General features: G+C 60.7%; 24 protein-coding genes. 13 read left to right on the top strand and 11 right to left on the bottom strand.

Features of this window, described 5'->3' with window-relative positions; genetic code table 11:
- The first annotated feature begins 107 nt into the window (after nt 1-107).
- Nucleotides 108-980, top strand: a complete 873-nt coding sequence (locus AB4P94_RS06760; RefSeq protein ID WP_395609923.1) for a Tim44 domain-containing protein — start codon at nt 108-110, stop codon at nt 978-980.
- Between the two features lie 135 nt (nt 981-1115).
- Entirely contained in the window at nt 1116-1523 is a 408-nt protein-coding gene (locus AB4P94_RS06755; RefSeq protein ID WP_017135771.1) for an SMI1/KNR4 family protein, read from the top strand.
- A 165-nt stretch (nt 1524-1688) separates the two neighbouring features.
- Here AB4P94_RS06755 and AB4P94_RS06750 read toward each other — a convergent pair whose 3' ends face one another.
- Nucleotides 1689-3452 (bottom strand): cation:proton antiporter, encoded by a 1764-nt coding sequence (locus AB4P94_RS06750; protein ID WP_038845475.1) that lies wholly within the window; start codon nt 3450-3452, stop codon nt 1689-1691.
- Between the two features lie 290 nt (nt 3453-3742).
- Between AB4P94_RS06750 and AB4P94_RS06745 the strand changes: the two genes are divergently transcribed.
- On the top strand, nt 3743-4228 hold the full coding sequence (locus AB4P94_RS06745; RefSeq protein WP_003213461.1) for an acyl-CoA thioesterase: 486 nt from the start codon (nt 3743-3745) through the stop codon (nt 4226-4228).
- 132 nt (nt 4229-4360) lie between these two features.
- On the opposite strand, the gene pdxY is transcribed toward AB4P94_RS06745, so the two are convergent.
- Complete coding sequence (gene pdxY / locus AB4P94_RS06740; RefSeq protein ID WP_395609922.1) at nt 4361-5233, bottom strand: pyridoxal kinase PdxY; 873 nt, start codon at nt 5231-5233, stop codon at nt 4361-4363.
- 117 nt (nt 5234-5350) lie between these two features.
- On the opposite strand from pdxY, the gene AB4P94_RS06735 reads away from it, so the two are divergent.
- Nucleotides 5351-5746 carry a DUF3301 domain-containing protein gene (locus tag AB4P94_RS06735; protein ID WP_395609921.1) on the top strand — a complete coding sequence of 132 codons (396 nt, stop codon included), beginning with the start codon at nt 5351-5353 and terminating at the stop codon, nt 5744-5746.
- Here AB4P94_RS06735 and AB4P94_RS06730 read toward each other — a convergent pair.
- The 4 genes from AB4P94_RS06730 to dksA are packed head-to-tail and all read right to left on the bottom strand — an operon-like array spanning nt 5740 to nt 9032.
- A complete protein-coding gene (locus tag AB4P94_RS06730) occupies nt 5740-6702 on the bottom strand; it encodes a CobW family GTP-binding protein (protein ID WP_395609920.1) in 963 nt (320 codons plus the stop codon). The genes AB4P94_RS06735 and AB4P94_RS06730 overlap by 7 nt on opposite strands.
- Before the next feature lie 45 nt (nt 6703-6747).
- A complete protein-coding gene (locus AB4P94_RS06725) occupies nt 6748-7392 on the bottom strand; it encodes a DUF1826 domain-containing protein (RefSeq protein ID WP_395609919.1) in 645 nt (214 codons plus the stop codon).
- Nucleotides 7392-8600: a zinc metallochaperone GTPase ZigA gene (gene zigA, locus AB4P94_RS06720; protein ID WP_395609918.1), complete on the bottom strand. Its 1209-nt coding sequence runs from the start codon at nt 8598-8600 to the stop codon at nt 7392-7394. The genes AB4P94_RS06725 and zigA overlap by 1 nt, the downstream gene beginning before the upstream one ends.
- Before the next feature lie 27 nt (nt 8601-8627).
- The gene (dksA, locus tag AB4P94_RS06715) at nt 8628-9032 is read right to left on the bottom strand and encodes an RNA polymerase-binding protein DksA (RefSeq protein WP_395609917.1); all 405 of its coding nucleotides are present in this window, start codon (nt 9030-9032) and stop codon (nt 8628-8630) included.
- 127 nt (nt 9033-9159) lie between these two features.
- Here dksA and AB4P94_RS06710 point away from each other — a divergent pair, with 127 nt between their 5' ends.
- The gene (locus tag AB4P94_RS06710; RefSeq protein WP_395609916.1) at nt 9160-9528 is read left to right on the top strand and encodes a glutamine synthetase; all 369 of its coding nucleotides are present in this window, start codon (nt 9160-9162) and stop codon (nt 9526-9528) included.
- On the opposite strand, the gene AB4P94_RS06705 is transcribed toward AB4P94_RS06710, so the two are convergent.
- Complete coding sequence (locus AB4P94_RS06705; RefSeq protein WP_395609915.1) at nt 9525-10736, bottom strand: N-acetylmuramoyl-L-alanine amidase; 1212 nt, start codon at nt 10734-10736, stop codon at nt 9525-9527. The genes AB4P94_RS06710 and AB4P94_RS06705 overlap by 4 nt on opposite strands.
- A 128-nt stretch (nt 10737-10864) precedes the next feature.
- Here AB4P94_RS06705 and folE2 point away from each other — a divergent pair, with 128 nt between their 5' ends.
- The 7 genes from folE2 to AB4P94_RS06670 are packed head-to-tail and all read left to right on the top strand — an operon-like array spanning nt 10865 to nt 16490.
- A complete protein-coding gene (gene folE2, locus AB4P94_RS06700; protein ID WP_395609914.1) occupies nt 10865-11761 on the top strand; it encodes a GTP cyclohydrolase FolE2 in 897 nt (298 codons plus the stop codon).
- On the top strand, nt 11758-12426 hold the full coding sequence (locus AB4P94_RS06695; RefSeq protein ID WP_395609913.1) for a metal ABC transporter ATP-binding protein: 669 nt from the start codon (nt 11758-11760) through the stop codon (nt 12424-12426). The genes folE2 and AB4P94_RS06695 overlap by 4 nt, the downstream gene beginning before the upstream one ends.
- Entirely contained in the window at nt 12426-13292 is an 867-nt protein-coding gene (locus tag AB4P94_RS06690; RefSeq protein WP_395609912.1) for a metal ABC transporter permease, read from the top strand. The genes AB4P94_RS06695 and AB4P94_RS06690 overlap by 1 nt, the downstream gene beginning before the upstream one ends.
- 11 nt (nt 13293-13303) lie before the next feature.
- Nucleotides 13304-14182: a metal ABC transporter substrate-binding protein gene (locus tag AB4P94_RS06685; RefSeq protein ID WP_395609911.1), complete on the top strand. Its 879-nt coding sequence runs from the start codon at nt 13304-13306 to the stop codon at nt 14180-14182.
- Nucleotides 14179-14592 carry a phosphoribosyl-AMP cyclohydrolase gene (gene hisI, locus AB4P94_RS06680; RefSeq protein ID WP_395609910.1) on the top strand — a complete coding sequence of 138 codons (414 nt, stop codon included), beginning with the start codon at nt 14179-14181 and terminating at the stop codon, nt 14590-14592. The genes AB4P94_RS06685 and hisI overlap by 4 nt, the downstream gene beginning before the upstream one ends.
- A complete protein-coding gene (locus AB4P94_RS06675; protein WP_016971721.1) occupies nt 14589-15149 on the top strand; it encodes a DapH/DapD/GlmU-related protein in 561 nt (186 codons plus the stop codon). The genes hisI and AB4P94_RS06675 overlap by 4 nt, the downstream gene beginning before the upstream one ends.
- A 3-nt stretch (nt 15150-15152) precedes the next feature.
- Entirely contained in the window at nt 15153-16490 is a 1338-nt protein-coding gene (locus AB4P94_RS06670; protein WP_395609909.1) for a dihydroorotase, read from the top strand.
- Here AB4P94_RS06670 and AB4P94_RS06665 read toward each other — a convergent pair.
- Nucleotides 16487-17008 carry a DUF3617 domain-containing protein gene (locus AB4P94_RS06665; RefSeq protein WP_395609908.1) on the bottom strand — a complete coding sequence of 174 codons (522 nt, stop codon included), beginning with the start codon at nt 17006-17008 and terminating at the stop codon, nt 16487-16489. The genes AB4P94_RS06670 and AB4P94_RS06665 overlap by 4 nt on opposite strands.
- A gap of 131 nt (nt 17009-17139) precedes the next feature.
- Here AB4P94_RS06665 and cls point away from each other — a divergent pair, with 131 nt between their 5' ends.
- On the top strand, nt 17140-18579 hold the full coding sequence (gene cls / locus AB4P94_RS06660; protein ID WP_395609907.1) for a cardiolipin synthase: 1440 nt from the start codon (nt 17140-17142) through the stop codon (nt 18577-18579).
- Nucleotides 18580-18718: 139 nt separating this feature from the next.
- Here cls and cfaB read toward each other — a convergent pair whose 3' ends face one another.
- From cfaB to AB4P94_RS06645, 3 genes are all read right to left on the bottom strand, one after another.
- On the bottom strand, nt 18719-19903 hold the full coding sequence (gene cfaB, locus AB4P94_RS06655) for a C17 cyclopropane fatty acid synthase CfaB (protein ID WP_395609906.1): 1185 nt from the start codon (nt 19901-19903) through the stop codon (nt 18719-18721).
- 87 nt (nt 19904-19990) lie between these two features.
- Complete coding sequence (locus tag AB4P94_RS06650) at nt 19991-20779, bottom strand: putative DNA-binding domain-containing protein (protein WP_395609905.1); 789 nt, start codon at nt 20777-20779, stop codon at nt 19991-19993.
- Nucleotides 20770-21615, bottom strand: a complete 846-nt coding sequence (locus AB4P94_RS06645; protein ID WP_395609904.1) for a DUF692 domain-containing protein — start codon at nt 21613-21615, stop codon at nt 20770-20772. Before AB4P94_RS06645 ends, AB4P94_RS06650 begins: the two co-directional genes overlap by 10 nt.
- Between the last annotated feature and the right edge of the window lie 38 nt (nt 21616-21653).

Genomic DNA, 21653 nt, shown 5'->3' with positions numbered 1-21653 from the left:
CTTCGGAATCGGTCTTACGCAAAAGCCCGAAACACTCTGCCGCTAGCCACTGTCACGACACCTGTGCAACATGGCGCGCGTGCAATCCACAAATGGGAATTCCCTTTATGAAACGTTTTCTTAGCATCGCCATGGCGTTGTGCATCGGCCTGACGATGAGCCTTGACGCCAACGCCAAACGCTTCGGTGGCGGTAAAAGCTCCGGCGCAGCGCCGAGCCACCAGACCAGCCAAATGGCCCCAGCCGCCGGTGGCATGGGCGGCGCAGCCGCGACCGCTGGTGCAGCCGGTGCCGCTGGCGCTGCTGCCAAGGCCGGCGGTGCTTCGCGCTGGTTGGGCCCTCTGGCCGGCATCGCCGCCGGTGGCCTGCTCGCGTCCATGTTCATGGGCGGCGGCTTCCAGGGCATGCAAATCTTTGACATGTTGATCCTGGCGGTCATTGCCTTCGTGATCTTCCGCTTTATCGCCGCCCGTCGCCGCAAGCAGCAGGAGCACCTGGCGCCCGCCGGCGCGCCGATGCAGCGTGAAGTGTTCGAGCAAAAACCTGCCATGGGTTCGATCTTCGGTGGTTCGGCTGCACCGGCTGCTGCCCGCCCGGTGATCAACGCACCGGCCTGGTTTAACGAAGAGCGTTTTGTCGAAGCGGCCCGCAGCCACTTCCAGTCCCTGCAACAACACTGGGACGCCAACGAAATGGACAAGATTTCCGAGTTCGTGACCCCGCAATTGCTGGAGTTCCTCAAGCGCGAACGCGCCGAGATCGGTGATGCCTTCCAGTCGACTTACATCGACGACCTGCGCGTACAGCTGGACGGAGTGGATGACCGCGCCGACAAGACCATCGCCACCCTGACCTTCAGCGGCGTGTCGAAGACCTCGCGTTTCGACCAGGGCGAAGTGTTCAGCGAAAGCTGGAACATGGAACGTCCGCAAGGCGAGAACCAGCCATGGCTGGTCGCCGGTATCCGTCAGAACGGCTGATACCCGCGCGTTTGAGCCACCTGTGATAAAAACCCCGGACATGTTCCGGGGTTTTCTATTTCACGGTTGCACTTATAGCGAGCTACTGTATAAAACGCCCCTGTTAACCGCGCCATCAGCAAGAGGATCCCGGCCGTGGAAGAAATCATCGAACAATTGCGTGAAGCCAACGAACCGGTTCCGGTTCCTCTGGAACTGCCTGATGAAGATCAGATCGTGGAAATCGAGGAACAACTGTTCATCGACATTCCCTTTGTGTTCCGTGAGTTTCTGCTGACCGTCAGCGACGTAGTGTATGGCAGCCTGGAGCCGGTGACCGTTACCGACCCGCAGTCCCACACGTACCTGCCGGACGTTGCGGCCAATGCCTGGGACGCCGGCGTTGATCGCAGCATGATCCCGATCTGCCAGGACGGCGATGACTACTACTGCGTAGAAGAAGACGGCACTGTGGTGCTGTGGTCCGGCGAAGAAGAACTGGTGACCGAAGAAACCTGGGAATCGGTGTGGCACTGGGCGCGAGACGTCTGGCTGGAAAGCTGATTTGAATGTGTGAAGGCTAACCCTGTGGCGAGGGAGCTTGCTCCCGCTGGGCTGCGAAGCAGCCCCAAACAGGGCAACGCGTCTTTCCAGGTGGGGCGAGGCGGTTGTTTAAGGGCTGCTGCGCAGCCCAGCGCGAGCAAGCTCGCTCACTACAGTGAAGGCGCCTTAGTGCTCCGGCGTGTCTTTGTGGTTATCCAGCGTCTCCAGCAAGGCGACCTGCATCCGCGTATGCACGCGGATGAACCAGCGCCAGAGCACGGCTGCCACCGCAGCCGTGACCACGGCGATCAGCACCAGTAACTTGTTGGTCGGCAGAATACTGGCCGACAAGGCTGCCAACAGCAGGAAGATGACCAACAGCGACAGAATGGGGATCAACTCCGCAATCACACGCCGCACCCGCTGGGTATGCCGCCCGGCCATCTCCGGCTTCACGCTCATCTCCGCCAGCAACATCGACAACGCTTTGAGCTTGCGGTACGCCGCAATCAAAAACGGCAGCGACAACAGCAGTGCCCCGCCCCAGATCAACGCCTTCTGCCAACTCGGATCGCTGATCCATCCCTCCAGATAGCCGCCAATGCGCGCCGCAAAGAAACTGCCGGCGAAGAAGATCGCTACCACCAGCGCCAGGTTAACCCCCACTTGCAGGATGATCTTGCGGATCATCGACGCCAGCATCGCGCCCTCGCCTTGCGGCTGGATGCTGCGCAGCCATTCTCCGTACATACCGAACACCCGGCTCATGCGCTTGGGCATCACGGCGGCAATCTTCAACGACAAGGGGTCGGCGCCGCGAATCAAATACGGCGTGAGCAAGGTGGTGATCGCCGACACGGCCACCGCCACCGGATAGAGGAAGTCGCTGGTCACCTGCAACGTCATCCCAAGCGCCGCGATGATGAAGGAAAACTCGCCAATCTGTGACAGCCCCATACCCACACGCAGTGAAGTACGGCCATCGTTACCGGCGATAAACGCACCCAGGCCGCAGGACAACATCTTGCCCAGCACCACCGCCACGGTGATCACCGCAATGGGCCAGGCGTATTGCAACAGGATCTGAGGGTCGATCATCAAACCAATCGCCACAAAGAAAATAGCGCTGAACATGTCGCGAACGGGTTCGATCAGGCGCTCGATCTTAATCAATTGCCGCGACTCGGCCATGATCGCGCCGATCAGGAAGGCGCCCAGCACCATGCTGTATTCCAGCTTCACCACCAGCAGGCAGAACCCAAAACACAGGCCCAACACGGTGATCAGCAGCATCTCGTTGCTTTCGAATTTCGCCACGTAGGCCAGCAACCGCGGCACCAGCAAAATGCCGATGACCAGCGCGACGATCATGAACAGCGAGAGCTTGCCGACCGTGGAAAACACCTCGCCGGAGCTGACCGTGCCGCTGACGGCGATGCTCGACAGCAAGGCGATAATGCCGATGCCGAGAATGTCTTCCACGATCAGCACGCCGAAAATCAATTGGGCGAAACGCTGGTTCTTCATCTTCAAGTCATTGAGCGCCTTGACGATGATGGTGGTCGAGGAGATTGCCAGGATTGCGCCAAGGAACAGCGAGTCCATGGTGTTCCAGTCGAACCAGCGGCCGATTTCATAACCGATCCAGATCATCAGGATGATTTCGAGGAACGCCGCGATAAACGCAGTGGCGCCGACTTTGAACAGCTTGCGCAGGCTGAATTCCAGGCCCAGGCAGAACATCAGGAAGATCACCCCCAGCTCGGCGAGCGTCTTGATGGTGTCTTCATCGTGGATCAGGCCGAACGGCGGGGTGTGGGGGCCGATGATGAACCCGGCGACGATGTAACCCAGCACCACCGGCTGCTTGAGGCGGTGGAACAGGATGGTGACCACCCCTGCCACCAGCATGATCACGGCCAAATCCTGGATAAAACTGATGGCGTGCATGGCGAGGGGCTCCTTGAGGGTACTGGCGCTTTTCCCACTTCCGCGCACGCCGTTGAACAGTCGCAACGCGCGGAAGGAAAAGTCGGCCTAAATCGTAAGAAATGCCCTGACACGGGCTTTTGAAGGTTAACACCGCGACTTCCGGCATAAAGCCGGTGCAATATATGGAAACAGATCGGTGCAGGCGTGACGGCAAGCCGCCCACCGGCGTCCCGTTAGGGATAGCTGCAAAGATTTCAGCACCCGCAGAGGTGCCCTCCCCAACAGATGCCTACAACCGTGAGTGTGCTATGGAACCCGGAAACGCCCAGCTGTCGATGACGGTATTGATGACCCCAGACATGGCCAACTTCTCAGGCAATGTCCACGGCGGCACCCTGCTCAAGTACCTCGACGAAGTGGCCTACGCCTGCGCGAGCCGTTATGCAGGCCGTTATGTGGTCACGTTGTCGGTAGACCAGGTGATTTTTCGTGAGCCGATCCATGTCGGCGAGTTGGTGACCTTCCTCGCGTCAGTCAACTACACCGGCAATACCTCGATGGAAGTCGGCATCAAGGTCGTCACCGAGAACATCCGTGAGCGCTCGGTGCGCCACACCAACAGCTGCTTCTTCACCATGGTGGCCGTGGACGACCAGCGCAAACCTGCCGCCGTGCCGCCGCTGCAACCGCAGAACAGCGAAGACAAGCGCCGCTTCGTGCAGGCCCAGCAGCGCCGGCAGATTCGCCAGGAGCTGGAAAAGCGCTACCAGGAAATCAAGGCGGACGGTCCGTAAGCCCCGGTCTGTAAACCAGATCAAAAAATGTGGGAGCGGGCTTGCCCGCGATGGCGGCAGATCAGTCAATACATCGGTAACTGACAGATAGCTATCGCAGGCAAGCCAGCTCCCACATTGGGTTTTGCGTGACTACAAACCGATTGGCGTGGCCTCAAAGCGCACACGCGGATGGGCAATACGGTCCTGAGCGCGCACCAGTTCCAACTCGTAACTGCCGCAGGCCTGGGTTTCCAGCAGCACTTCATGTACGGCAGCGGCGGTGAATTCGAAGGCTGCCAGCAGGCTGTCGCCCAACAATACGCGCGCCAGGAACAGCCCCGAGGTCAGGTCGCCCACACCCACCGGCTGGCGAGGAAACGCCAGCAGCGGCCGGCGCAGGTGCCAACTACCGTCGGCGGTCACCAGCAGCATCTCGAAACCCTCCGGCAGTTTGCCCGGGTAATCCAGATGCTTGACCAATACGGCCTTCGGCCCGCGCGCCAACAATGCCTTGGCCATGCCCAGGCAATCGAACAGCGATTGCGGTTTGCGCCCGGCGAAGCTGTCCAGCTCCAGCTGGTTCGGGCAGAGGAAGTCAGCCATGGCAGCGGCTTCATCCAGCAGGAAATCACTGACCTCCTGGGGCACGATGCAACCCTTTTCCGGATGGCCCATCACCGGGTCACACAAGTACAGCGCCTTGGGGTTGATCGCCTTGATCCGCGCAACGCCCGTCAAGATTGCGCGGCCCTGGTCGGCGCTACCGAGGTAGCCGGACAGCACCGCATCGCAATTGCCCAGTTCGCCAATCGCGGCAATGCCTTCCACCAACGCCGGAATTTGCTGCGGTGCCAACACTTCACCCGCCCACTGGCCATACTGGGTGTGGTTGGAGAACTGCACCGTGTTGAGCGGCCAGACATTCACCCCGACCCGCTGCATGGGGAACACGGCGGCGCTGTTTCCGGCGTGGCCAAAGACCACATGAGACTGGATCGCAAGCAGATGAGGTGTGCGTTTCATGCGGGAGATTTCCGTAAAGCCGTTTGAATTCTGGCCGCGCAGTATGCGACTAAACGCAGCCTGTACGACAGACCGGCGACACAGTTAAGCTGCTCTCACTTTGTTGGAGTTCATCGCATGCTCACCCTGGGAAACATCTTCGTATTGATGCTGCTGGCGACGGGCGCGGCATGGGTGTGGCACAACCACGGCCTGCGCGAACGGGCGCTGGAGCGGGTCAAGCAGCATTGCGCCAAGCTCGATATCGAGTTGCTGGACGGCGCGGTGGCGCTCAAACGCATTGGTTTTGTGAAGGATGCCAATGGTCGGCGGCGTCTGGCGCGCATCTACAACTTCGAGTTCACCGTAACCGGCGAAACCCGTCACCCCGGGACGATCACCCAATTCGGTGCGCACAGCGCGCAAATCGAACTGGCGCCCTACCCGTTCGAGATCAAGACCCCGCTGCCCAGCGCCGAGGTGATTGAGCTGAGCCAGTGGCGCCAGGACCACGCCAGCAAAAACCGTCACTGACGGCAGGCTGCCAGAGCAGCCTGTAACGCAGCCACGTCCTGTGGCGCACTGAAGATCAATTCAATACGTGAGTCTCGGCGCCATTCGCTGGCTTGCCAGCTGAGTGGGCTGTTATCCACAGCGTTGGCGCTTACCCAGCCTTCAGCGCTGTGGATAACCAGTTTGGCGCGGCGCCAATCGAGGTTTGTCAGCCAACCCTCCAGGCACTGGGTGTCGAATGCCTGGCTCGGATGCCAGCGCCAGCCGATGCTCCAGCCGCCCTCTTGAGCTTGGCTCAAGCAAATCGGCAATTGCGGATCGCTCCATATCGCTGGCATTTGCGCCAAGCCCGTGGGCACCGCGAAGTTATCCACAGCCGCAGCGGCTATTGCATTCAGCCCGGGCAGCCGCACCAGCGGCAATTGCGCCTGGCGGGTCCAATAAAGCGGGCAATCCGGTAGTTGCTGTTCGATAGCCTGGTGCTGCGCGGCATCCAGCGCCTCATCCTTGTTCAATACCAGCAGCCCGGCGCTGGCCAACGCCTCACGTTGCGCATCAGGCAAGGGTTTACCCGCCGCCAGCGCCTGGGCATCCAGCACCAACACGCACGGCTGAACCGCCAGCACGCCCTGCCATGGCGCTTCGCGCAACTGCCTGAGCAACTGCGCCGGGTGGCCCAGACCCGAGGGCTCGATGAACAGCCGGTGCGGCTTCGCCTTACGCAGCAAACGGCCCAAGCCGACCTGGAACGGTGCACCATTCACACAGCACAAACAGCCACCGGCCACCTCGCCCAAGGCAATGCCATCGTCATCTTGGGTGAGCAACGCCGCGTCCAGGCCGATCTGCCCGAACTCGTTGATCAGCACCGCCCAGCGCTCGTCGGCCGGGCGTTGGGCGAGCAGGTGCTTGATCAGGCTGGTCTTGCCGGCGCCCAAGGGCCCGGCAATCACATGGGTGGGAATATTCTGCAGCATGGAGGGCTTCATTTCAGACCGTGTAGAGCGTTTGATCCTACGCGGTTATGCCAGCCAATCCAGCGTCAGGATCAACCGCCGCTCATCGGCCTTGGGCGCGGGCGAACGGTGAATCAGGCCGTGAGCCTCGTTGCCATGCCATTTGGTGCCCTTGAGCAACGCGACTTCGCCACAGTGAATTTGCTCGATGCGGTCCGTGGGCTCTGCGTCTGGCTGGCCCAGCTTGCGTCGGTCCATCACGCCTTCGCGCAGCCATTGGCTGCCGATACCGGCGTACGTGGTGATCAACCGCACGGGCACGTGGTCAACGTGAAAGCGCGGGCACATGGCTTTGTCCAGTAACCGCAGACGCACGCCAATGCGTCTGGCGCCGAGCAGGCAAGCAAACGCGCTGACCAGCCACGACACATCGGCGATAAAGCCTTCGTAGCCTTCAAGATCGCTGCAACTGGATGCCAAACCTTGCAGGTTCGGCGCCGAGTCATCATCTTTCAGCTCAATCACCATGGAATCCGCAAGCGGCTCGTTGAGCGCCACCAGCAAGGCGCCGAATTCGGCGATATGCAGAGGTAACTGGCGCTGCCACAGCGCCAGGTTGACGCCATCGTTGAGAATGTCGGACAGCGCCAGCGGGGTTTCACCGCGGGTCTGACGGATCACGGGGCGCAGGGGAATCACCGGGGCCAGCATCAGGCAGCCGCCTCCTCATACCAAGGGCCAAAGGGGTCGGCCAACAGGCGCCAGCCTTCGACGCCCAGGGCCATTTCTTCATCGTTGAGCAGGCACGCGTCCAACTCGGCGCGCATCTGGTTGAAATCAATGTTTTGCCCGATAAACACCAGCTCCTGGCGGCAATCGCCGGTGCTCAACTGCCAGTTGCCCATGATCGCGGCCACACTTTCCTCGTCCTGCGGCCATTGGCTTTTCGGCACAAAACGCCACCAGCGCCCGGCGAAACCATGGCGCATCAGGCCACCGGCCTGAGACCAACTGCCCGCGTCCTGATGCTTGCTGGCCAGCCAGAAAAACCCTTTGGAGCGCAGTAGCTTGCCGTTCACCCAAGGGCGGTCGATAAAGTCGAAGAAGCGCTGCGGATGAAACGGGCGCCGTGCACGGTAAGCCGTGGAGGCGATGCCGTACTCTTCGGTTTCCGGGATGTGTTCACCGCGCAGCTCCTGCAACCAGCCCGGCGCTTGGGCGGCGCGTTCGAAGTCAAAACGGCCGGTGTTGAGAATTTTGTTCAGCGGCACTTCACCCATGACCATCGGGATGATTTCGGCCTGGGCGTTGAGGCGCTCGAGGATAGCAATCAACTCTTCGCGCTCGCGGCTGCTGATCAGATCGATCTTGCTGATCAGGATCACGTCGGCGAACTCGATCTGCTCGATCAGCAAATCGGTGATGGAACGCTCGTCCTCCTCGCCCAGAGTCTCGCCGCGTGAGGCCAGGCTTTCGGCAGCCTGATAGTCGAGCAGGAAATTCATGCCATCGACCACGGTGACCATGGTGTCCAGCCGCGCGATATCAGCCAAGCTTTGCTCGTTTTCATCACGAAAGGTGAACGTTTCGGCCACGGGCAATGGCTCGGAGATGCCGGTGGACTCGATCAGCAAGTAATCGAACCGACCTTCCTTAGCGAGTTTTCCGACTTCTTCGAGCAAGTCTTCACGCAAGGTGCAGCAAATGCAGCCGTTGCTCATCTCCACCAGTTTTTCTTCGGCGCGGTTGAGGGTGACGTCGCGCTGGACTTCACTGCCATCAATGTTGATTTCGCTCATGTCGTTGACGATCACCGCCACGCGCAGATTTTCGCGGTTACGCAGGACGTAATTGAGCAGCGTACTTTTACCGGCGCCGAGGAAGCCGGACAACACGGTAACGGGGAGACGATTGGTCATCAGGTAATCCTCATCAGGGGTGGCCGGTCAAATCGCCCGTTTATGGCGTTCGCGCAGCTCTTCACGTTCTTTGGCTTCGATACTCAAGGTTGCTGTGGGGCGCAGCAGCAGGCGTTTCAGACCAATGGGCTCGCCGGTTTCACGGCACCAGCCGTACTCGCCGCGGGCCAGCAATTCCAGGGTGTCGTCGATCTTGTCCAACAGCTTTTTTTCCCGCTCCAACAGGCGCAGTTGCCATTGACGCTGTTCTTCGGCGCTGCCCACATCGGCGGGGTCGCTGTTGGTTTCCTGCTCGCGCAGCAGCAGGAATTCAGTCTCGATGCGCGCTTGCAGTTCGTAGCGCTGGGTCAGCAGCAACTCGCGGAAGAAACCTTGCTGGGCTTCATTCATGTAGTCGGCAGGCGGTTGGGCCAGGAGGTCTTGTTCAGTCATGGAAAGCAGTTCACGGGTCAGGCTGTTTTTTAATGTTATAGTATAACAATACAAATAAGCCAATCCCCCCTTGCTCGTCACGACGAAGGGCGCAATGCTTGAACACTTCCCGGCCCCGAGAAACCCTATGAAATATCTGGTGTGCGCCCTGTTATTGGCAGCCGCAGGACCGGCCTGCGCGCAAACGCCGAGCCCGCTGGCCAATTGCACGCGCAGCGCCAACTTGCTGGCCTGTGTGGACCCGCTGGGGAATGCCTACAGCGTGGCAACAGCAGGCAGCACTACGTATTTGCGCGGTTTTGAGGTGATCGGCAAACGCTACTGGGCACAGACCAGCAGCCGCTACGGGCAGCTGACGTTCTTTACCGGGTTGGCGTCCGATGGGGAGGCGTGGGTCGGCTACACACGCCGCGTGGGCTGGACCACCATTAACCGGTTTTCCAGTTCCGGTGGCGCCAGCGCCAAGTTCACGTGTAGCCGAATGACCGGCTGCTAGACCTGACCGTTCTGCTGTTCTTGTACCCAGGCCATGTAGCTGTTCATCGGCGGGTTCTTCTGGAAATACTTTTTCAGGCCTTCGAACAGGCCATCGGCTACAGCCTGTTGATGACGCGCGGTCACCAGCCGCTGGGCGTCCTGGGTGTTGGAGATGAACCCGGTTTCCACCAGGATCGACGGCACATCCGGTGATTTGAGCACCGCAAAACCGGCCTGTTCCACGCGTTTCTGGTGCAGCGTGGTGATGTTTTGCAGGCTGCCCAGCACCGAGCTGCCCAGTTGCAGGCTGGAGGCGATGGTGGCGTTCATCGACATGTCGAGAATCACCCCGGCCAGCATCGGGTCCTTGTCCTTGAGATTGAGCAGCGTGGTGGCTCCCAGCAGGTCGGCGCCGTTTTCGCGTTGCGCCATGAACCGTGCGGTGGCGGACGTTGCGCCGCCTTCCGACAAGGCATACACCGAAGCCCCTGAGGCGGTGAGGCGTGGCGCGGCATCGGCGTGCACCGAGATAAACATGTCGGCCTTGTGCTGACGCGCAATGTCCACACGCTTGCGCAATGGCACGAAGAAGTCGTCGTTGCGTACCAGTTTCACGTCAAAGCCCTTCTCGCGCTTCAAGCGTTTGGCCAACAGCTGGGCGATCGACAACACCACATCTTTTTCGCGCTGGCCCTTGGAGCCGACCGCGCCCGGGTCTTTGCCGCCATGGCCGGGGTCGACCACCACAATGATGTCGCGCTTGGGGTGCGCCTTGTCCACGGGCGCCACCAATGGCGCAGGTTCAGCCGCGATTTGGCGGGGCGCGTGGGTGGCGCTGGTAAGGTCGAGTACCAGGCGGTGGCCCTGGCCATCCTGCGGCGGCAGCAAGAAGCTGTTGAGCTGCATCGGCGCGGCGAGGTCGAGCACGATGCGCGTGTCGCCCTTGCCGAAATGCCCCGAGCGGATCGAGGTAATGCCGCTGTTTTTCAGCACCAGTTGCGAGAAATCACCGCTGAGCCCGGCGCCGCTCAGGTCGATGATCAAACGCTCAGGCGAAGTCAGGGAAAAGGTCTTGTATTGCACCGGGCCGCTGAGATCGAGCACCAGCCGCAGTTTATCGTCCGAGCGCCACAGGCGCGCATTGCGAATCTGCGTGGCGTAGGCCCCCAACGGCAAAGTGAAGAGGGGGCTGACCAGCAGCAGGTTAAGGAGCTGACGTCTGTGCATGACAAATACCGCAAATAAAGGAGCGTCCCTGCTCGACATGACTGAAGAAAGGCTGAAGCAGAAAAATCATCGTCGACTCAATAGTTATAATATAACATGTCTTTTTATTTCCAACGATGGACCTGCCCATGAATGCGCTGACTCTGCCGGATATCGCCGCGCAGGCTTCACGCCAAGCCTTGCCACTCGATTGGGTGGGCATGTGCGGCATCGCCTTGCCTATCCTCATTGACGGCCAACGCCTGACCGCCACTGCCGATGCCGGCGTGAGCCTGGACGACGGCGAAGCCCGTGGCATTCATATGTCACGCCTGTACCTGGCCCTGGAAATGCTTGACCAACAACCGCTGACGCCTGCGCTTCTGCGTACTCTACTTGAGCGCTTTCTGGAGAGTCATGAAGGTTTATCTAAGAACGCCTACCTGCGTATCCACACCGATTTGCTGCTCAAACGCGCGGCATTAGTCAGCCCGCTGGCCGGCTGGAAAGGCTACCCGGTGTGCATCGAAGCGCGTCTGGAAAACCGAATGTTCCACGTGGAACTAAAAATTGACGTTACCTACTCTTCAACCTGCCCATGCTCAGCCGCGCTCGCCAGGCAGTTGATTCAGCAGCAATTTCTGGATGATTTCGCCAACACGCCGTTGCAGCATGAAGACGTGCTGACCTGGCTCGGCAGCGCCAACGGCATCGTCGCCACGCCCCACAGCCAGCGCAGTAGCGCGCAAATTTCCCTGCAACTGGACGAAATGCTGCCGTCGCTGCCGCTCACCGACCTGATCGACGATGTCGAAGCCGCCCTCGGCACCGCCGTACAAACCGCCGTAAAACGCGCGGACGAACAAGCCTTCGCCTTGGCCAACGGGCAGAACCTGATGTTCTGCGAAGACGCTGCCCGCCGCCTGAACCTCGCCTTGAAACGCTCGGATGCAGTCAAAGCTTTTCACCTGAAAGTGATCCACGCCGAAAGCCTGCACGCGCACGATGCCGTGGCTGAAAGCCGCTGGACGAGAAACCCTGCATGATCACCTGTAACGCTTTGCGCTGGGGTGCCCCCGGCCAACCGCTGACACCCGCCCTGGATCTCACGCTGGAAAAAGGCAGCCTCACCGGCATCATCGGCGCCAACGGCACCGGTAAAAGCAGCCTGTTGAAAGTCATCGCCGGCCTGCAAAAGCCGCTGGCGGGCAAAGTCAGCGTGGAGGTTCCACGCCGTGGCGGCCTGTCGTTTCTGCCCCAGCAACAACACCTGGATCGACAATTCCCGATCAGCCTTCAAGAGCTGGTCGCCGCCGGTTTCTGGGGCACCAAACTCACGCCCGAGCAACGCAGCCAACGCCTGCACGCCGTGCTGGAAGACTGGTGCTTGAGCGGCCTGGAGCATCGCCCGCTGATGGCGTTGTCCGGCGGCGAATTGCAACGCGCCCTGCTCGCCCGCATGAGCCTGGCCGAAGCGCCCGTGTTGTTGCTCGACGAACCCCACGCCGCCCTCGATGAAGAAGGCCAGGCCCTGTGCTGGAAACACGTGCACGCCTGGCACGATGAAGGCCGCACAGTAGTCATCGTTTGCCACGACCTCGCCTCCGTGCGCCATCACACCCAACAAGTGGTGCAAATCAAAAGCAGCGGCTGCGTGTTTGGCCCCAGTAAAGAACTGATCCGCCCGCAACCCCAAATGCAGGTGGCCTGATGCACTTCGCCGCCCACCTGTGGATGCCCTTTAACGACTTCGTTTTCATGCGCCGCGCCCTTATCGGCGGGCTGGTACTGGCGTGCAGCACCGCGCCACTGGGTGTGTTCCTGATCCTGCGGCGCATGAGCCTGATCGGTGACGCGGTGGCCCACGGCATCTTGCCCGGCGCTGCGCTAGGGTTCTGGTTCGCAGGCATCAGCCTGCCCGCCCTGACCATCGGCGGCCTCGGCGCCGGCCTGGGCATGGCTGGCTTGTCGGCCTGGATCACCCGCCGTACCGGCCTGCGTGAGGACGCCAGCCTCGCCGCCATTTACCCGATCTCCCTCGCCGCCGGCGTGCTGATCCTCGGCATCGCCGGCAAGCGCCTGGACCTGCTGCACCTGCTGTTCGGCTCCGCCCTGGCCGTGGACGAAACCACCCTCACCGGCATGCTGTGGGTGTCGAGTTTCAGCCTGATCGCCATGGCGGTGATCTACAAACCGCTGCTGCTCGACACCCTCGACCCGCTGTTCCTGCAAACCGTCAGCCGCCTTGGCCCACTCGCCCACGGGTTGTTCCTGACCCTGGTGGTGCTGAATCTGGTGATCGGTTTCCAGGCGATCGGCGCGTTGATGGTGGTGGGTTTGATGATGTTGCCGGCCATTGCTTCACGCTTCTGGAGCCGGCGCCTGCCGGTGTTGATCGCGGTATCGGCGGTGCTGGGATGCCTGTCGGTGTGGTTCGGTTTGTTGCTGTCGTTCTACTACTCACTGCCCAGCGGCCCGGCCATCGTGCTGGTGGCTGGCGCAGGGTATTTGCTGTCCGTGGTTTTCGGCCCGGTGCACGGTTTGCTGCGCCGCCCGCCCTCTCTTACATCCCAATGAGGTGTTTCCCGATGCGCGCTTTACTCGTGCTGTTCAGTCTCCTGCTGCCGTTGTCGATGGCACAGGCCGCCGACAAACTCCAGGTAGTCACCAGCTTCAGTATTCTCGATGACATCACCCACCAGATCGGTGGCGATCACATCCAGATCAGCAATATGGTCGGCCCCGACTCCGATGCCCACACCTACGAGCCGACACCGGATGACGCCAAGGCGCTGCTCAAGGCCAAGGTCATCATCAAGAACGGCCTGGGCTTTGAGCCATGGCTTGACCGCCTGGTGACCAGCACCGAAACCAAGGCCACCGTAGTCACCGCCAGTAAAGGCGTGATCTCCCACACCATGGAAGAAGACGGCGAAACCATCCCGGACCCGCACGCCTGGCACAACCTGGCCAACGCCGAAATCTATGTGAACAACATCACCAAGGCACTGGTCGCCGCCGACCCGGCCAACAAGGCTGATTACCTGCGCAACAGCCAAGCCTACCTGAAAGAAATCTACCGCTTGCTGGCCGAAGCCAAAGCCAAATTCGGCGCACTGCCAGCGGGTAACCGTCGCATCGTGACCTCCCATGACGCGTTCGGTTACCTGGGCCAGGCCTATGGCATTCAGTTCCTCGCGCCACAGGGTTTGTCGACTGAGCGTGAGCCGTCGGCCGCCGAAGTCGCCGCGCTGATCACCCAGATCCGCAAAGACAAGGTCAAGGCCGTGTTCATGGAAAACATCAAGGACTCGCGCCTGCTCAAGCAGATCGCTGACGAAAGCGGCGCGCAGATCGGCGGCACGCTGTACTCCGACGCCCTCGCCGCTGAAGGCCCGGCCAGCACCTTCACCGGGCTGTTCGAATACAACCTCAACACCCTGTGCGCGGCCCTGAGCAAGCCATGACCTTGAGCATGCTCGACCTGGAAGAGGCTGCCCTGGGCAGCCGCTTTCCGCTTGAAGCCGTGCTCGACGCCCTGCCGTGGAACAGCGATGGCCTGATTGCCGCCATCGCCCAGCAACACGGCAGCGGCGAGGTGTTGATGCTGGCCTGGATGAACCGCCAGGCCCTCAACGAAACCCTGGCCACCGGGCAAGTCTGCTACTGGTCAAGATCGCGCCAGCAGCTATGGCACAAAGGCGAAAGCTCCGGCCATTGGCAACAGTTGGTAGAAGCACGGCTGGATTGCGACGGCGACGCGGTACTGCTGATCGTCAACCAACAAGGCCCTGCCTGCCACACCGGCCGGCCAACCTGCTTTTACAACGCCATTGACGGCGACCACGTTCACATCATCACGGAGCCTGTTGCATGATCCGCAAGAACCCTTCCGGCGACCTGCCGGTGATTGCCGAATCGGCCTACGTCGACAAGACCGCGATCATCTGCGGCAAAGTCATCATCGGCGAAAACGTGTTCGTCGGCCCCTACGCGGTAATCCGCGCCGACGAAGTTGACGCCAGCGGCGCCATGGACCCGATCACCATCGGCGCCAACTCGAACATCCAGGACGGCGTAGTCATCCACTCCAAGTCCGGCGCGGCGGTGACCATCGGCGAATTTACTTCGATTGCGCACCGCTCCATCGTCCACGGCCCCTGCGTCGTCGGCGACCGCGTGTTTATCGGCTTCAACAGCGTGCTATTCAACTGCGCCGTGGGCGATGGCTGCGTGGTGCGTCACAACTCGGTGGTCGATGGCCGCGACTTGCCCGCCGCGTTCTACGTGCCCTCCACCACCCGCATCGGGCCCAATACCGACCTGTCGCAATTCCCGCCGGTCAGCGTCAGCGCCTCGGAGTTTTCCGAAGACGTGGCGCGCACCAACGTCGATTTGGTGCGCGGCTACAAAGCCCTGCAAAACGAGTTCTGAACCATGAGCCGCCTGCTGATTCGCAATGCCCGCCTGGTCAACGAAGGCCAGGAATTCGACGCCGACGTGCTGGTCGCCAATGGCCGTATCGAGAAGATCGCCACCAGCCTGGAAGGCTACAACGAGCCGGTTGAAATCGATGCCAAGGGCCAGTGGCTGCTGCCAGGGATGATCGACGACCAGGTGCATTTTCGCGAGCCCGGTGCGCCGGACAAAGGCAGTTTCTACAGCGAGTCCCGTGCGGCAGTGGCCGGTGGCATCACCAGCTTCATGGACATGCCCAACACCAACCCGGCCACGTTGAACCTGGAAGCCCTCGCCGATAAAAAGCGCCGCGCCGCGCTGCACTCGGTGGCCAACTACGGTTTTCACTTTGGCGTGAGCAACGACAACCTCGACACCGTCGCCGCCCTCGACCCGCGCGAAGTCGCCGGGGTCAAAGTATTCATGGGCGCGTCCACCGGCAACATGCTGGTGGACGACCCACGGATTCTGGAGCGCTTGTTTGCCGAAGTGCCAACCATCTTGCTGGCACACTGCGAACACACGCCGAGCATCCTCGCCAATGAGCAACGCCTGCGCGAGCGGTTCGGCGACCAGATTCCCGCCGTTGCCCACCCGCTGATCCGCGATGCCGAAGCCTGCTATCGTTCGTCATCCTTTGCAGTGGAATTGGCCAAGCGCCACAACACGCGCCTGCACGTGCTACACCTGACCAGCGCCCGCGAACTGGACCTGTTCGAAAACAAACCCTTGGCGGAAAAACGCATCACCGCCGAGGTCTGCCTGCACCATTTGTTGTTCGACGACCGCGACTATCACCGCCTTGGCCATCAGATTAAATGCAACCCGGCGATCAAAACCCGCGCCGACCGCGATGCTCTGCGCCTGGCCTTGCTGAGTGATCGGCTGGACGTGATTGGCAGTGACCACGCGCCGCACACCTGGGCGCAAAAACAGTTGGGCTATCGCGAGGCGCCCTCCGGGCTGCCGCTGGTGCAGCACGCATTGCCGGCGTTGCTGGAGTTGGTGGCTGACGGGCACCTGCCGCTGACCACACTCGTGGCGAAGACCAGCCACCGCGTGGCCGACCTGTTCGCCATTCCCGACCGTGGTTACTTGCGTGAGGGTTATTGGGCCGACCTGGTGTTGATCCAGCCCGAGGCCGAAGGTAAACCGGTGAGCGGCCAGCCGATCCTCGCGCGCTGCGGCTGGACCCCGTTTGCCGAGCGCAGCTTTCGCCACAGCGTCAGCACCACGCTGGTGTCAGGCCACTTGGCGTGGCACAACGGCCAAGTGGTCGACAGCTGCCAGGGCTTGCCCCTGCACTTTCTGCGTTAAGCGCGAGGTTTGACGGTACCGCAATCGCTGCCCAGCCATTGGGCGTGGCTGTCGAGGCTGCCCTTCTGTTGGATGCCGGTGGCATTGAAGGTGCCGTTGACCGTGGTGGTGAACTCCTGCTGGCTCTTGAAGGTGGCCACGCCAGTACCTTGGGCTTTCGGGCAACTGAAGCGGAATTTCCATTGGTTACCGGTCTTGTCGGTCACTTCCTGTTTGCAGCCCGATTGCGGGTCGGTCAGGGGAATAGAGTCCGAGGCCACCTGTGCCGGCGTCAGGCACACCTGAACACCTTTACCGGCCATGGTGATGCCCTGTTTTTCCAGCATCGCGCGCTGTTCAGGGGTCATCTGTTGCTTGAGTTGGCCGAGGATCAGCGACAGGTCCGGCAGGTCCTGGTTATCAACTTTCATATTGCTGGTGGTCAATTCCCACAAGCCCGGCGCCAGCATCTGCGCCTGAGCCGCCACGGGCAGCAACAAACCAACGACTATGGCCAAAACTGGCAGACGAGCATTCATCGAGTAACTCCTGGGTAATTGTGGGCGTTAGACGCCGCAAAGCCGCCAGTGTTGCACGGCAAATAAAATAGCGACATTCGCCGCCGTTCATGGTCTGTTAGGCACTTGGATCGCCTGGAGAGATGTCGTTCATGGATTTTTTTGGCCCGCACCTGCTCGCCTATTTCATCGCTACGCTGCATTTTCTCGGGACCCTCGCCGCCATCCACGCGGTGCTGACCGTCAGAACCGCCCAAGGCTCGATCGCCTGGGCCTTGTCGCTGATGTTCATGCCTTACCTCACGCTGATCCCCTACCTGATTTTTGGCCGCAGCACGTTCGATGCTTACATCCAGGCGCGGCGCCAGGCCAACCAGGAAATGCACACAGCGATCACCGAGCTGAACTGGCGCCCGTGGGTCGAAGAGGCCCTGGCCGCGCGCAACTCCAGTGCCTATGCGTCGTTGCGCGCCATGCCCAAGCTGGGACGCATGCCCTGCCTGGCCAACAATGAAGTGCGCTTGCTGATCAATGGCGATGCCACTTTCAGCGCGATCTTCGACGCGATTCGCAACGCCAAAACTGCCGTGCTGTTCCAGTTTTTCATCATTCATGACGACGAGCTTGGCAGGCAATTGCATGCCTTGCTGAAGGAAAAAGCTGCCGAAGGTGTAGACATTCACGTGCTCTACGACCGCATCGGCAGCCACGCCCTGCCGCACCGTTATGTGCAATCGCTGCGCGATGCCGGAGTCAAAGTCAAAGCGTTCGCCACCCGCAGCGGCTGGCTCAATCGTTTTCAGGTCAACTTTCGCAACCATCGCAAAATCGTAGTCGTGGACGGCATCACCGGGTTTGTCGGCGGGCATAACGTCGGCGATGAATACCTCGGTAAAAAACCGCCTTTGGCGCCGTGGCGCGACACCCACGTGCAAGTCACCGGCCCGGTGGTGGCGTGCCTGCAGGAATCGTTCGCCGAAGACTGGTTCTGGGCCGCGCGCGAACTTCCGCCATTGATTCTGCCGGACGCCTACCCCGAAGACGGCGTGCTCTGCCAACTGCTCGCCAGCGGCCCGGCCGACCCGTACGAAACCTGCTCGCTGTTTTTCGTCGAAGCCATTCACGCCGCCACCGAGCGCGTGTGGATCACCAGCCCATATTTCATTCCCGATGAGGCCGTTTTTTCCGCCCTGCGCCTGGCCGTGCTGCGCGGGGTAGACGTGCGCGTGCTGCTGCCGTCACGCCCTGACCATCGCATCGTGTACGCCGCCTCCAGCCTTTATGCGATCGAAGCCGTACGCGCCGGCGTGCGGGTATTCCGTTACAAACCGGGGTTTCTGCATCAGAAGGTGGTGTTGGTGGACAGCGAAATCAGCGCCATCGGCAGTGCGAACATGGACAACCGTTCGTTCCGGCTGAATTTCGAGGTGATGTTGCTGACGGTAGACGAGGCCTTCGCCAGCGAAGTGGAGCAGATGCTGCTGGATGACTTTGCCCTGGCCCATGAGGTCAGCCAGGAAGAAAACCGCGAGACCCGCCGCCTGCAACAGCTGGGCATGCGGGTGGCGCGTTTGATCTCGCCGATTCTCTAATAAACGACACCGAACAAATGTGGGAGCGGGCTTGCTCGCGAATGCGGTGTGCCAGTCAATAAATTCATTGGCTGACACACCGCATTCGCGAGCAAGCCCGCTCCCACATGTAGATCTTCATCGTTTGCATCACCGCGTTTCAGCGGTAGATATCCTCCCGCGTCCACGGCAGTTCATGGCTGCCATCGGCATGCGGTTTCACCGCCAGAATCTGATGCAGGTTGATCCAGCCCCGCGCAAACGCATACGCGCAGCCGGCCAGGTACAGGCGCCAGATACGCAGCGCCTGCTCCGGCACCATCTTCGCAGCAGCTTCCAGGTTGTCTTCCAGACGCTCACTCCAATGGTCCAGCGTGCGCGCGTAGTGCAGGCGCAGGCTTTCAACGTCGACGACTTCCAACCCGACTTCGCTGATTTCAGCCGTCATCATCGCCAAATGCGGCAACTCGCCATTGGGAAACACGTAACGTTCGATGAAATCCCCGGCGCCACGGCCCACAGGGCGACCATCAGTGTGCTTGGCGGTGATGCCATGGTTCATCACCAGGCCCCCTTCACGCACCGCGCCGAACAGGACTTTGCAATATTCCGCCAGGTTGGCGTGGCCGACGTGTTCAAACATGCCCACGCTGACCACTTTGTCGAAACGGCCGTCCTGCGGCAGGTCGCGGTAGTCGAGCAGTTGCAGGTCAACCTGATCTTCCAGGCCTTCGGCTTTGACCCGCTCACGGGCCAGCGCCAATTGCTCCTTGCTCAGGGTGATACCAAACACCTTGACCCCGAACTCGCGCGCCGCGAACCGCGCCAGCCCGCCCCAACCGCAGCCGACATCGAGCAAATACTCACCCGGCTGCAGCCGCAATTTGCGGCACAGGTGGCGGAATTTGTCTTGTTGGGCTTGGTCGATGGATTCGCTGCCGGTTTCGAAATAACCGCAGGAGTAGGCCATGTCCTGGTCCAGCCATAGCTGGTAGAACTCGTTTGACAGGTCGTAGTGATAGGAAATGGCCGCTGCATCAGTGGCCTTGTCGTGGATCGAGCGCACCGGACGACTCCCCTCGTCGTCTTCGATCAGGGCGTGACTCAATTCGTCACATACCCGAATGACCTCGGAGATGGAGCCTTCCAGCTCCAGTTTGCCCTGGACGAAGGCTTCGCCCAATGAGTCGAGCGTTGGATGGGTCAGCTTGGTCACGACCGTGGGGTCCTTCACCACGATAGTCACACTGGGCTCAGGGCCCAAGTTGAATTCATGGCCATCCCAGAGTCGGAGCCGCAGCGGTAGCTTGAGATTCTGTAAGGCCGGTGGAAGTTGCGCGAGCATGAGTAGTCCCCCCTTGTTTCAGACGTCTGGAGTGAGGGTAGACCATCCGGAGACAAAGTAGGAGGCTATCGATTTGATAGCACTTTTCTATGGGGCTCGGCGCTCGAGCAAACCGTCCTGGATCCATTGTTTCAGCCATGTAACGGCCTGCAACGGGGCACCCTCTCCATAAGTGACTGCAAGCTCCGCGCACAGTTCTGAAAAATTCCAGCCGGTGGTCACCATGCCCGCCAGTGCACAGGCTTCTGCAGGTTCCAGGCTGCGGTAATGGCATACGTTTTGATGGCGCCATACCAGGCAAATCTGCGCCAGCTCAAGTGCATGGCTGTCGGGGAAATCCGACTCATCCTTGCTCGCTCGCCAGATCGCTACCGTGTTGAAATGACACAGCTGCTGCTGCACAGAAGGCGCCAGCGTCACCTGCAAACCCGGCCACTCTTCAGGCGGCAGTGTGGCCATGTCATTCAGGCTCAACGGCTCGCCTTCAGGGGCATCGAACGCCAGCGTGAACGCCCACTCCAGCCGCGCCAGTTCAGCCAGCGGCGGGCTTTGTTCAGCCACCAGATGTTCGACGATAAAATCCGGAAAACGCTCACCCAGCCAGCGCAGGCTGTAATGGGCCGAGGGGTAACGGCGCACATAGGCTTCTGTCAGTAACGCGAATTCATCATCGCCCAGCCAATACCAGATCGCGCCGAAGTCATGGCGCAATACTTCCTGCAGTCGCGACACATAGGCGTTGTGATAAATCGCCAGGCCCGTGTCCACATCCAGCGTCGGGCCACCCAGCAAGGTGGCGGCAAAGTGGCTGTTGGCGGTGGAGGTGTCGGATAACAAATGCTGTTCAAAGGCCAACTGCCAATCGGTCAAGCGCATAGCGATCTCCTGGCCAAGGCAGTCGCACCCAGCTCCCGGGCTTTGCTCAACTCGGTGAGCAATTCTTCGAACGGCGGAAAATGGTCATCACGCTCAAGTAGCGTCGACACCGGCCCCAAGTGCTCAAGCGTCTGTTGATACAACGCCCACACCGGGTCACACACCGGGTGGTCGTGGGTATCGACCACATAATCGCCGTAGTCCATATGCCCGGCCAAATGCAGTTGGCGGATGCTTTGCGGCGGCAGGTTGCGAATGAACGTCCACGCGTCGAACCCGTGGTTGCGCGAGCTGACGTACACGTTGTTCACGTCCAGCAACAGTTGGCAGCCGGTGAGGTGGGCCAACGCGTTGAGAAATTCCCACTCGGTAAATTCATCCGCCTTGGAGCGCACATAGCTGGAGACGTTTTCCAGCACCAACGGGCGCTGCAGCACGTCCTGCACTTGGCGAACACGGGCCGCCACGTGGTAAAGACTTTCTTCGGTGTAGGGCAGCGGCAGCAAATCGTGCAACTGGTGCGCACTGCCACGGCTCCAGCACAGGTGATCGGAAATCCACGCGGGCTGAATGCGCTCGGCGAGCTGTTTGATGTTGTTCAGGTAATCGGTATCGAGGGCATGGGGCCCACCGATGGACAGGGACACGCCATGCATCACCAAGGGATAGCGCTCGGCTATCGCGTCCAGGTAGTACAAGGCTTTACCGCCCTGAACCAGATAATTCTCGGAGATCACTTCGAACCAATCCACAGCGGGCGACTGTTCAAGGATCTGCTGGTAGTACTCACTGCGTAAACCCAGGCCGTAACCCAGACTCGGAAGGGAAGCGGACATCACTCACTCCTGGGCAAAGTGTCCGCAGCGGTGGGGGG

The organism is Pseudomonas sp. B22129 (genome assembly GCF_044218875.1).
Lineage (GTDB): Bacteria > Pseudomonadota > Gammaproteobacteria > Pseudomonadales > Pseudomonadaceae > Aquipseudomonas.
This window is presented reverse-complemented; position numbering and strand designations above follow the sequence as displayed.

Excerpts from the sequence above, each read along its gene's own strand:
- pdxY (WP_395609922.1), bottom strand. The coding sequence starts at position 5,233 with ATGAAACGCACACCTCATCTGCTTGCGATCCAGTCTCATGTGGTCTTT.
- AB4P94_RS06725 (WP_395609919.1), bottom strand. The coding sequence starts at position 7,392 with ATGCTGGCCCCGGTGATTCCCCTGCGCCCCGTGATCCGTCAGACCCGC.
- AB4P94_RS06750 (WP_038845475.1), bottom strand. The coding sequence starts at position 3,452 with ATGCACGCCATCAGTTTTATCCAGGATTTGGCCGTGATCATGCTGGTG.
- AB4P94_RS06670 (WP_395609909.1), top strand. The coding sequence starts at position 15,153 with ATGAGCCGCCTGCTGATTCGCAATGCCCGCCTGGTCAACGAAGGCCAG.
- AB4P94_RS06690 (WP_395609912.1), top strand. The coding sequence starts at position 12,426 with ATGCACTTCGCCGCCCACCTGTGGATGCCCTTTAACGACTTCGTTTTC.
- AB4P94_RS06650 (WP_395609905.1), bottom strand. The coding sequence starts at position 20,779 with ATGCGCTTGACCGATTGGCAGTTGGCCTTTGAACAGCATTTGTTATCC.
- AB4P94_RS06705 (WP_395609915.1), bottom strand. The coding sequence starts at position 10,736 with ATGCACAGACGTCAGCTCCTTAACCTGCTGCTGGTCAGCCCCCTCTTC.
- hisI (WP_395609910.1), top strand. The coding sequence starts at position 14,179 with ATGACCTTGAGCATGCTCGACCTGGAAGAGGCTGCCCTGGGCAGCCGC.
- cls (WP_395609907.1), top strand. The coding sequence starts at position 17,140 with ATGGATTTTTTTGGCCCGCACCTGCTCGCCTATTTCATCGCTACGCTG.
- AB4P94_RS06710 (WP_395609916.1), top strand. The coding sequence starts at position 9,160 with ATGAAATATCTGGTGTGCGCCCTGTTATTGGCAGCCGCAGGACCGGCC.
- AB4P94_RS06760 (WP_395609923.1), top strand. The coding sequence starts at position 108 with ATGAAACGTTTTCTTAGCATCGCCATGGCGTTGTGCATCGGCCTGACG.
- AB4P94_RS06645 (WP_395609904.1), bottom strand. The coding sequence starts at position 21,615 with ATGTCCGCTTCCCTTCCGAGTCTGGGTTACGGCCTGGGTTTACGCAGT.
- AB4P94_RS06745 (WP_003213461.1), top strand. The coding sequence starts at position 3,743 with ATGGAACCCGGAAACGCCCAGCTGTCGATGACGGTATTGATGACCCCA.
- AB4P94_RS06735 (WP_395609921.1), top strand. The coding sequence starts at position 5,351 with ATGCTCACCCTGGGAAACATCTTCGTATTGATGCTGCTGGCGACGGGC.
- zigA (WP_395609918.1), bottom strand. The coding sequence starts at position 8,600 with ATGACCAATCGTCTCCCCGTTACCGTGTTGTCCGGCTTCCTCGGCGCC.
- AB4P94_RS06730 (WP_395609920.1), bottom strand. The coding sequence starts at position 6,702 with ATGCTGCAGAATATTCCCACCCATGTGATTGCCGGGCCCTTGGGCGCC.
- cfaB (WP_395609906.1), bottom strand. The coding sequence starts at position 19,903 with ATGCTCGCGCAACTTCCACCGGCCTTACAGAATCTCAAGCTACCGCTG.
- folE2 (WP_395609914.1), top strand. The coding sequence starts at position 10,865 with ATGAATGCGCTGACTCTGCCGGATATCGCCGCGCAGGCTTCACGCCAA.
- AB4P94_RS06685 (WP_395609911.1), top strand. The coding sequence starts at position 13,304 with ATGCGCGCTTTACTCGTGCTGTTCAGTCTCCTGCTGCCGTTGTCGATG.
- AB4P94_RS06665 (WP_395609908.1), bottom strand. The coding sequence starts at position 17,008 with ATGAATGCTCGTCTGCCAGTTTTGGCCATAGTCGTTGGTTTGTTGCTG.
- AB4P94_RS06675 (WP_016971721.1), top strand. The coding sequence starts at position 14,589 with ATGATCCGCAAGAACCCTTCCGGCGACCTGCCGGTGATTGCCGAATCG.
- dksA (WP_395609917.1), bottom strand. The coding sequence starts at position 9,032 with ATGACTGAACAAGACCTCCTGGCCCAACCGCCTGCCGACTACATGAAT.
- AB4P94_RS06695 (WP_395609913.1), top strand. The coding sequence starts at position 11,758 with ATGATCACCTGTAACGCTTTGCGCTGGGGTGCCCCCGGCCAACCGCTG.